8 protein-coding genes are annotated in these 9366 nt (G+C 64.3%); 1 reads left to right on the top strand and 7 read right to left on the bottom strand.

The features are described 5' to 3' along the window. Positions 1-152 precede the first annotated feature (152 nt). From FHW92_RS24745 to FHW92_RS24730, 4 genes are read right to left on the bottom strand one after another with little or no spacing between them, the layout of a single operon-like run. Positions 153-1565 carry a sugar porter family MFS transporter gene (locus tag FHW92_RS24745; RefSeq protein WP_168605965.1) on the bottom strand — a complete coding sequence of 471 codons (1413 nt, stop codon included), beginning with the start codon at positions 1563-1565 and terminating at the stop codon, positions 153-155. Positions 1566-1585: 20 nt separating this feature from the next. Beyond that, complete coding sequence (locus FHW92_RS24740) at positions 1586-2443, bottom strand: SMP-30/gluconolactonase/LRE family protein (protein ID WP_172249406.1); 858 nt, start codon at positions 2441-2443, stop codon at positions 1586-1588. Then, positions 2443-3219 carry an SDR family oxidoreductase gene (locus tag FHW92_RS24735; RefSeq protein ID WP_168605963.1) on the bottom strand — a complete coding sequence of 259 codons (777 nt, stop codon included), beginning with the start codon at positions 3217-3219 and terminating at the stop codon, positions 2443-2445. The genes FHW92_RS24740 and FHW92_RS24735 overlap by 1 nt, the downstream gene beginning before the upstream one ends. Beyond that, positions 3216-4346 (bottom strand): fumarylacetoacetate hydrolase family protein, encoded by a 1131-nt coding sequence (locus tag FHW92_RS24730; RefSeq protein ID WP_168605962.1) that lies wholly within the window; start codon positions 4344-4346, stop codon positions 3216-3218. The genes FHW92_RS24735 and FHW92_RS24730 overlap by 4 nt, the downstream gene beginning before the upstream one ends. Positions 4347-4611: 265 nt before the next feature. Here FHW92_RS24730 and FHW92_RS24725 point away from each other — a divergent pair, with 265 nt between their 5' ends. Continuing rightward, the gene (locus tag FHW92_RS24725; RefSeq protein ID WP_168605961.1) at positions 4612-6390 is read left to right on the top strand and encodes an IlvD/Edd family dehydratase; all 1779 of its coding nucleotides are present in this window, start codon (positions 4612-4614) and stop codon (positions 6388-6390) included. A gap of 35 nt (positions 6391-6425) precedes the next feature. Here the strand turns inward: FHW92_RS24725 and FHW92_RS24720 are convergent, their stop codons facing one another. Genes FHW92_RS24720 through FHW92_RS24710 form a run of 3 tightly spaced genes read right to left on the bottom strand, consistent with a single transcriptional unit; the run spans position 6426 to position 9365 of the window. Next, entirely contained in the window at positions 6426-8030 is a 1605-nt protein-coding gene (locus FHW92_RS24720) for a sulfatase-like hydrolase/transferase (protein ID WP_246870414.1), read from the bottom strand. A gap of 20 nt (positions 8031-8050) precedes the next feature. After that, positions 8051-8677, bottom strand: a complete 627-nt coding sequence (gene maiA / locus FHW92_RS24715; RefSeq protein WP_168605960.1) for a maleylacetoacetate isomerase — start codon at positions 8675-8677, stop codon at positions 8051-8053. Further along, positions 8670-9365, bottom strand: coding sequence for a fumarylacetoacetate hydrolase family protein (locus FHW92_RS24710; RefSeq protein WP_168605959.1), 696 nt, complete (start codon positions 9363-9365; stop codon positions 8670-8672). Before FHW92_RS24710 ends, maiA begins: the two co-directional genes overlap by 8 nt. Position 9366: the final 1 nt, after the last annotated feature.

Here is a 9366-nt window from a genome sequence, read left to right as displayed (position 1 = left end):
CGACATCGACGAAACCCTCGCCGCCAAGTATCCTTACAAGCCCGCATACCTCCCCGTCGCAAGGCTCGAAGATGGTACCATGTGGAATTGGTAAGGCCGATAGAGACAGCCAGACATAAAGAAACGGGGGCCGCCAAGCCCCCGTTTTTCGTTCAGCCTTCCATCTGCTCCAGACTGACGCCCTTGGTTTCGCGCACCATGGCGCGGACGAAGAAGAAGGACGCCCCCGCCGCCACCGCGTAGCCGGTATAAGCCACCGCCAGACCCGGCGAGACGACCAGCGCGGGGAAGCTGACCGAGATGGCCGCATTGGCGATCCATTGGGCAAAGCCCGAAACCGCCAGCCCCGAGCCACGGATCTGATTGGGGAACATTTCGCCCAGCATCACCCACATGATCGGGCCCCAGCTCATGTTGAAAAACACAACATAGGCATTGGCCGCCAGCAGCGCGATCACGCCATTATGTCCCGGCAGGCTCACCGAACCATCGGCGCCATGAATGGCGGTGGAAAAGGCCCATGCCACGACACCCAGCGTAACCGCCATGCCCGCCGAGCCGACCAGCAGCAGCGGCTTGCGCCCCACCCGGTCAACCAGCAGCAGCGTGGCAAGGCAGCCGACAATCGAAACCACGCCCGACAGAATGTTGATCTGCAAGGAATAGCTTTCCGAGAAACCCACCGCCTGCCACAGGGTTGCGCCGTAATAGAACACGACGTTGATGCCCACGAGCTGTTGAAACACGGCCAGACCAATGCCCGTCCACACGATGGGGCGGATACGCCCGGTGGCCTTGTCGATCAGGTCGGACAGGCGCGGGCGGTGGTGGTCGGCAGCAAGGCTGTCGCGGATTTCGCCCACCATGCGGCGCGCCACATCGCCGTCAAACAGACGGGTCAGCACGCTCTGCGCCCCCGCTTCGTCACCGCGCGCGACAAGATAGCGCGGGCTTTCGGGGATAAACATCAGCGCGACGAAATAGATCGCGGCAGGCAGCGCCTGAAGCCAGAACATCCAGCGCCATGCGGGCTGGTCGGCCCACAGGATCGCGGTGGAATCGCCCGCCACCTGCGCAAGGATATAGTTGACCACAAAGGCCCCGGTCAGGCCGGTGATGATCATCACCTGCTGCACGCTGGAGAGGCGGCCGCGCACATGGGCGGGCACGACCTCGGAAATGTAGACCGGCGAAATAACGCTGGCCGCGCCCACGCCAAGGCCGCCGATGATGCGCGCAAGGATGAACACCAGCGACGAACCCGCCGCCCCGGCGATCAGCGCGCTGATCAGAAACAGCACGGCGGCCAGTTTCATCACCCCGCGCCGTCCGATCCGGTCGGCCAGACGCCCCGCGCCAAACGCACCCACCGAAGAGCCGACAAGGATCGCGCCGACATTGATGCCGATGCCCACCTTGCCGAGGTCGAAGGCGGCCTCCAGCCCTTTTTGCGTGCCGTTGATCACGCCTGAATCATAGCCGAACATAAAGCCGCCGATCGTGGCCACCGCCACGATCATCGCGATCAAGCCCGTATTGACGGGGCCTTCCGATTGCTCCTGCATCCTCTCTCTCCCGTAAATTCTTATACTTGAGCCAGAACGCCCGGCATTCCCGCCACGCCCGGATCAAAGGTGAACAGCGCGCCCGCCAAAGGCTGCTGCGCGCGTTCCTGCGCCGACAATCCCTTGGCGGCGGTCGTTGCATAGGCGGTGCGCAGGTCCGGCCCGCCAAAGGCGATCTTGGTGATATTGGCGACCGGGAAGCGGATGGTCTGCATCAGCGCCCCGCTGGGATCATAACGCCGCACGCCCCAGCCCGCGAAAAGACTGACCCAGACGCAGCCCTCGGCATCGACGCAGGGACCATCGGGATAGCCCTCGTCGATGTCGGCGAACAAGCGGGTGGCGACCACGCGCCCATCCTCGAGCGTGCTGGCCCAGACTTTGCGGCCCAGCGTGTCATTGTGATAAAGCGTCGCGCCGTCGGGGGAAAAAGCCGGGCCATTGGTGATCGACACCGGCGGCAGGCCGCATTCCGTGCATCCGGCGCCATCCAGACGATAAAAGCGCCCGGTTTCGACCGCCTCACCATCATCCATCGATCCAAGCCAGATCGCGCCATCGCCCGCCACCGTAGCATCGTTCAGGCGGTTGCCCGGCAGATGGGCCTCGGGCGCGACAAGGAGCGAAAACGCCCCCGTCGCCGGATCGAAACGATGCACGCCCGTCTGCAGGCCCGCGATCATGTCGCCCCGCGCGCTGGGCAGCACCCAGCCGACCTGCGCGGGCGCGGCCCATGTGCGCTGCTCGCCCGTGGTCGGGGTAAAGCGATGGATCGCGGGCGCCTTGATGTCGACGAACCACAGCGCCGCGTCGCGCTCCACCCAGACCGGGCCTTCGCCCAGCGTGGCACCCAGCGCCCAGACCGATTGCGGCGCCATTATCGCCACCCCGCATCGACCCAATATTCATGGCCCGTAATCAGACGCGCATCGTCCGAGGCCAGAAACAGCGCCAGCGCCGCCACGTCATGGGGCAACAGGCGGCCATCGAGGCATTGCGCGGCAACGATCTCGGCCTCGCCCTCGGGCGTGTACCATCTTTCCTGACGCGGGGTTTTGACATTGCCGGGGATGATGCTGGTGACGCGGATGTTGTCGCGGCCCAACTCGCGCGCCAAACCGCGCGTCATGCCCTCAATGGCGGCCTTGGCGGTCTGATAGACCACCAGATCCTCAAGGCCCAAATGCCAACTGATCGAGCCGAGATTGATGATGGCCCCACCACCCGCGCGCTTCATCGAAGGCACGGCGGCCTGCGCCACAAAGAACTGATGGCGCAGGTTCACCGCCATGCGTTCGTCCCAATAGGCGGGGGTGACTTCGGCCACGGAATGGCGATCGTCATTGGCGGCGTTGTTGATCACCACGTCGATGCCGCCCAGCTCTTCTTCCACCTGCGCCATCATCGCCTGAACGGCGGCCATATCGGTCAGATCGCAGGGGAAGAACACCGGCGCGGGTGATGCGCCGGTGTTCAGGCGGGCTGCAACCGCCTTTCCTGCCTCTTCTGCAATGTCGCAGAAAGCCACTTTCGCGCCCTGCGCCACGAAGGCTTCGACGAAACCTTCGCCAATGCCGCTGGCGCCGCCGCTGATGAAAACGCGCTTGCCGGCAAGGCTGGGATAGATCGCGCGCCCGTTGTTAACAGCGCTCATGCCTTCGCTCCCAGCAGGCCGCGAGCGCCCAGATTGGCGTAAAACGCGGCGATGCCCTGCGTCCAGGGCTGGGCTTCCTTGCTGGTGACCACGGTGTTGACCAGCTTGCCCAGCTTGGGGGTCGAGATCGTCACGACATCGCCCACCTTATGCGTGAACCCACGGCCCGGATCGTCGCGGTCCTGTGTGGGGGCGAACAGAGTTCCGAGGAACAGCGTGAAGCCATCGGGATATTGATGCTCGCTCAGCGTCTGGCGCACCAGATCGAGCGGGTCGCGGCTGATTTCGCGCATGCTGGAATGGCCCTCAAGGCGATAGCCCTCCGGCCCTTCGATCAGCAGATCGACCTCGGCATTGCGCACATCGTCAATCGAGAAGCTGTCATCGAACAGGCGCACCAGCGGCCCGAGCGAGCAGGACGCGTTATTGTCCTTCGCCTTGCCCAGCAAGAGCGCGCTGCGCCCTTCGATATCGCGCAGGTTGACGTCATTGCCCAGCATCGCGCCAACGGCCTTGCCGCCCGCATCGACCAGCAGCACGACTTCGGGTTCAGGGTTGTTCCATGTGCTGTCGCTGCGCACGCCCACCTCGGCCAGCGCGCCGACCGTGGCCAGCACCGGCGCCTTGGTGAAGACTTCGGCGTAAGGCCCGATGGCGACTTCGAGATATTGCGACCACAGGCCATCGGCGATCAGCAATTCCTTGAGCGCCTCAGCCTCAACCGAGCCGGGCACGACCGAGCGGATCGAACCGCCCACGCGCTCCTCGATGCGGGCGCGGATTTCCAGCGCCTTGCTCGAATCGCCGCGCGCGCGTTCCTCGATCACGCGCTCCAGCGCGCTGGTGGCAAAGGTCACGCCGCAGGCCTTGATGACCTGCAGGTCCACCGGGCTGAGCCAGGGCGCATCGAGTTCATCAAGCGGCCCCAGAACGCGGCCCGCCGAAGCATCGAGCGGCAGCGCCTCGACCAGTTGCGACACCGTGGGCGCCACGCCCGACATATCATAGGCCACCCCGCCCTCGACCAGAATCGGGGTGGGGCCTTCGGGCAACTGCACCCGGCCAAGGAAACGGCCGCCGCGCCAATCGGCGGGCAGCAGGGCCGCGAAGGAAGAATTCCCAGACATTTTCTCTCCAGACAGGATTTTCGACACCAAACGCGGGCGCGCGGCGTTGACAAAGCTTGATAGCGCTACCATCATGTAAACAGGCTCGCTGTCAAGTGGTTTCGAAAGCGCGGCGGGAAATCACTGGCATCGCGTTCATCGCGCGCTAGAGCATTTTCAGGAAGACCGTTTCGACGCATCGGCTCGGAACATGCGACCATCAAGGATTTGGGCCTTTTGGCTCATGGTAAAAGCGCTCTAGGGCTGCCCGGAGGGAGAGATACAGATGACCGATAATTCCACCCGCCGTTTTCGTTCGCAGGACTGGTTTGCCGATCCGGCGCGGTCGGACATGGTAGCGCTCTATCTGGAACGCTTCATGAATTACGGGATCACGCCCGACGAACTGCGCTCCGGCCGCCCGATCATCGGTATTGCACAGAGCGGCAGCGACCTTTCGCCCTGCAACCGCATCCACCTCGATCTGGCCAAGCGCGTGCGCGACGGCATCCGCGATGCGGGCGGGATCTGCATGGAATTTCCGGTTCATCCGATCTTTGAAAACTGCCGCCGCCCCACCGCCGCGCTGGATCGCAATCTGGCCTATCTGGGGCTGGTGGAGATCCTTTATGGCTATCCGATTGACGCGGTGGTGCTGACCACGGGCTGTGACAAGACCACCCCCAGCCAGGTGATGGCGGCCAGCACGGTGGATATTCCCGCGATTGTCCTGTCGGGCGGGCCGATGCTCGACGGGTGGCATGAAGGCGATCTGGTGGGTTCGGGCACGGTGATCTGGCGCAGCCGCCGCAAGCTGGCGGCGGGCGAGATCGACGAGGAAGAGTTCCTTCAGCGTGCCTGCGATTCGGCTCCTTCGGCGGGCCATTGCAACACGATGGGCACGGCCTCGACCATGAATGCCGTGGCCGAAGCGCTTGGCCTGTCGCTGCCCGGATGCGCGGCGATCCCCGCGCCCTATCGCGAGCGCGGCCAGATTGCTTATGAAACCGGCCGGCGGATTGTGGAGATGGCCCATGAGGACCTGCGCCCGTCCAAGATCCTGACGCGCGAGAGCTTTTTGAACGCCATCCGTGTCGTCACGGCCATCGGCGGATCCAGCAATGCCCAGCCGCATATCGTCGCCATGGCGCGCCACGCAGGGGTGGAGATCACCGCCGCCGACTGGATGGAGCATGGCTATGACCTGCCGCTGATCGTCGATATGCAGCCTGCCGGGCGTTTCCTTGGCGAGCGATTCCACCGGGCGGGCGGCGTGCCTTCGGTGATGTGGGAATTGCTGCAACAGGGCGTGCTGGATGGCGATTGCCTGAGCGTGACGGGCGAGACGGTGGCGGCAAACGTGGGCGCGCGCCCTGCTCGCGACCGCGAGGTGATCCGCCCCTTTACCGAGCCTTTGAAGGAAAAGGCGGGCTTCCTCGTGCTGTCGGGCAATCTGTTCGATTTCGGCATCATGAAGACCAGTGTGATTTCCGAGGAATTCCGTGCCCGCTATCTGTCCAACCCCGAAAATCCCGGCACGTTTGAAGCGCGCGCGGTGGTGTTTGAAGGGGGCGACGATTATCATCACCGGATCGACGATCCTGCGCTGAACATCGATGAAAACTGCATCCTCGTCATGCGCGGCGCAGGGCCTCAGGGCTGGCCGGGCAGCGCCGAGGTGGTGAACATGCAGCCGCCCGCCGCGCTGATCCAGCGCGGGGTGCAATGGCTGCCCACGCTGGGCGACGGGCGCCAGTCGGGCACCTCGGACAGCCCCTCGATCCTCAACTGCTCGCCCGAAAGCGCGGTGGGCGGCGGGCTGTCATGGCTGCGCACGGGCGACATCATCCGCATCGATGTGGTCAAGGGCACCTGCAACGCGCTGGTTTCGGAAGAGGAAATCGCCCGCCGCCGGGCCGAGCCCCTGCCCCCGGTTCCTCCCAGCAACACGCCTTGGGAAGAACTCTATCGCGAGAAGACCGGACAGATGGGTGAAGGGGCCGTGCTGGAAATGGCGGTCAAATATCGCGGATTGGCGGCGAAAACACCCCGCCACAACCATTGAAAAAAAGGCCGCTGGAGACAGCGGCCTTTTTCCTATCAGAGGTCGAGGATCCTGTCCGCCGCCTCAGGCTTGGGCGCTTGAGGCGGGATGAAATTGGGCACATCGCGGCTGTTGCGCGTGTCCTGCGGCACGCCGCTGGTGTTGACATACCAGTTGAGCAGGCGCTGCTGAAGAGCTGCCTGATCCTTGGCCACCGCCTTGGTGCCGATCAGATTGCGCGTCTCGCCCGGATCGGCGATGCGGTCGTAAAACTCGCTCTGCCCCTGCGGACGGTGGATATAGGTATGACGCTGCGTGCGAACGCTGGCCGCGCGCGACACCAAGACCGGCTCCTGCGCCGCCAGTTGGGACTTCATCCGATACAGCCCGCCCGAGGGCGTATCGAAGGCCTGTGGTTCATAGGAGTTGATCCCCGCCTCGGTAAAGGCGGCGCGATTGGGATCGCCCGCCCCCCCATGGATCTGCGGCAAAAGCGAGCGCCCGAACTGCGTGCCGCCCGAACGCGCACCCGCGAGCGAGAGGAAGCTGGGCATGATGTCGTAAAGCTCGACCATATCCTGCGCCACATGGCCCCCGGCCACACCCGGTACCCGCCCGATCAGCGGCACATGCGTCAGGCAGCTTTCCAGCCCACCATGCCATTTTTCAACCAGGCCATAATCGCCTGCATAATCGCCATGATCGGACCCGACGAACACTGCGGTATCCTTGTCGCGGCCCGTGCGTTCGAGAGCATCAAGCAATTCACCCAGCAGCCAGTCGGCATAGGACACCTGCCCGTAATAGGCGGCGCGCACGCGGGCGAAAACCTCCGGCCCCGCCTTGTCCAAGCCATAGGCGCGGCGGATCGCCTCATGATAGGCCGGTTTGCCCGAGAGGCCCGGCGGGATCAGCGCGGGCAGATCCTCGGGCTTGTATATCGCGGCGAAATCGGCGGGCGCGCGATAGGGCGGATGGGGCTGAAAGATCGGCAGGAACAGGCAGAAGGGCCGGTCGCTCTCCTTGCGCTCGATCACCTGGATGGCGCGCTGGATAATGCCGTAATCGCTGGTCTCGCGCCGGTCGCCCATGGGGGGCAGCAACATCGTGACCGGGCCATTGTTGACCCCCGCCCGCGCGCCCGGCGCATGATCGCCCGAGGCCGCGCCGGGCGCTGGCGGATCGGCCCATGCGGTCAGGCTGGTGGCGAAGGTTTCAGGCGCCAGCACATCATTCTTGCCGAAGAAGAACGTGTCATAGCCCGATTGCCGCAACATCGCGAAGAGATTGGGCTCATTGGGCTGGATCAGATAGGAAAAACCGCGATGGCCGGTGGCGCTGGTGGGCAGGCCCGTCAGCATCGAGCAGCGCGAGGCCGCACAGACCGGATATTGCACATGGGCATTGCGGAACATCGTGCCCGATTTGGCCAGACGGTCGAAATTGGGCGTGCGCGTGACCGGATTGCCATAACAGGCCAGCGCATCGGCGCGCAGCTCATCGGGAAAGAACAGGATCAGATTGGGGCGCGAACCGGCGCTGGAAGGCACCGGTACAGCCAAGGGCGCAGCCTGCGCCAGATCAGCATGAGACAGGACACCGGACAGCATTCCGGCGCCGATACCGCCCATGATCCTGCGGCGTGAGAAAGGCATGGTCATGGGCGGTATCTCCAAAGGTTTTATACAGCGTCGGGCTGGTTTTCCGGGCGCGCCGCATCAAAAGCGGGCAGCGCCAGACAGGCTTCCTCGATGGCCAGCAGGCGCGCGGGGATATCCTTCGCGCCAAAGCGGCGCGCGTTGACCAGTTGCGGCACAAGGCACACATCAGCCAAAGTCACCGTATCGCCAAAGCAGAACCGGCCCGCATAAGGCGCGATCAGCGCGTCAAAAGCGGCAAAGCCTTCCTCGATCACGCGGGCAGCCCATGCGCTTTCATCACCGCCCAGCGCCTTCACCCAGCCCAGCACTTTCAGGTTCTGGATCGGATGCGTGTCGATGGCGATGACCTGCGCCGCCGCGCGGACATGGGCGCGCAGGATCGGATCGGCGGGCAGCAAACGCGGGCCGTCATGCGTTTCATCGAGATATTCGATGATCGCCAAACTTTGCGTCAGCACCGTCCCGTCGATCTCCAACGCGGGCACCAGCCCTTGCGGGTTAAGCGCCAGATAGGCGGGCGAACGCTGCGCCCCATCGCGCAGGCTGTAGCTGACATTGCCATAGGCGATGCCCTTCAGCCCCAGCGCGATGCGCACCCGATAGGATGCGCCCGAGCGGAAAAAGCCGTGCAGCAGCGGCTCAGACATCGGCCTTGGGCCCGACCTTGATCGTGCAGGGCGTCAGGCCTTCGACCGAGATCACGATCTCGTCGCCCGTCACCACCGCGCCGACGCCGGCGGGCGTGCCGGTGTAGATCAGGTCGCCCGGCTCAAGACGATAAAAGCGCGAGACATAGGCGATCACCTCGTCCACGCTCCAGATCAGGTCGGCCAGATCGGCGTCCTGCTTGATGTCGCCATTGACGGTCAGGCTGATGCGGCCGGTCTTGAGCTCGCCCGTTTCCGAAACCGGATGGATGATGCCCAGCGGGCTGGACTGTTCGACATTCTTGCCGGTGTCCCAGGGGCGGCCCTTGTCGCGCGCTTCAAGCTGAACGTCGCGCCGCGTCATGTCGAGGCCGGTGGCATAGCCGTAAACGTGGCTCAGCGCATCGGATTCGGCAATGTTGCGACCGCCCTTTCCGATCGCCACGACCAGTTCGGCCTCATAGTGGAAATTGGCGGTTTCGGGCGGATAGGCGATGGTCGTGCCGCTGGGCACAACGGTTTCGGCCCATTTGGTGAAGAAGAAGGGCGCCTCGCGCGTGGGATCCTTGCCCATTTCGCGGGCATGGGCGGCATAATTGCGCCCGATGCAGAACAGGCGGCGGACCGGGAAGCCCTTGCCTTCGGTGGTTTCGGCGATGATCGGAGCCGGAGGTGCAAACAGCGTCATC

It is taken from the genome of Novosphingobium sp. SG707 (genome assembly GCF_012275515.1).
Classification (GTDB): domain Bacteria; phylum Pseudomonadota; class Alphaproteobacteria; order Sphingomonadales; family Sphingomonadaceae; genus Novosphingobium.
This window is presented reverse-complemented; position numbering and strand designations above follow the sequence as displayed.

Coding starts and splice junctions, on each gene's coding strand:
- FHW92_RS24745 (WP_168605965.1), bottom strand. CDS start 1,565: ATGCAGGAGCAATCGGAAGGCCCCGTCAATACGGGCTTGATCGCGATG.
- FHW92_RS24740 (WP_172249406.1), bottom strand. CDS start 2,443: ATGGCGCCGCAATCGGTCTGGGCGCTGGGTGCCACGCTGGGCGAAGGC.
- FHW92_RS24735 (WP_168605963.1), bottom strand. CDS start 3,219: ATGAGCGCTGTTAACAACGGGCGCGCGATCTATCCCAGCCTTGCCGGC.
- FHW92_RS24730 (WP_168605962.1), bottom strand. CDS start 4,346: ATGTCTGGGAATTCTTCCTTCGCGGCCCTGCTGCCCGCCGATTGGCGC.
- FHW92_RS24725 (WP_168605961.1), top strand. CDS start 4,612: ATGACCGATAATTCCACCCGCCGTTTTCGTTCGCAGGACTGGTTTGCC.
- FHW92_RS24720 (WP_246870414.1), bottom strand. CDS start 8,030: ATGACCATGCCTTTCTCACGCCGCAGGATCATGGGCGGTATCGGCGCC.
- maiA (WP_168605960.1), bottom strand. CDS start 8,677: ATGTCTGAGCCGCTGCTGCACGGCTTTTTCCGCTCGGGCGCATCCTAT.
- FHW92_RS24710 (WP_168605959.1), bottom strand. CDS start 9,365: ATGACGCTGTTTGCACCTCCGGCTCCGATCATCGCCGAAACCACCGAA.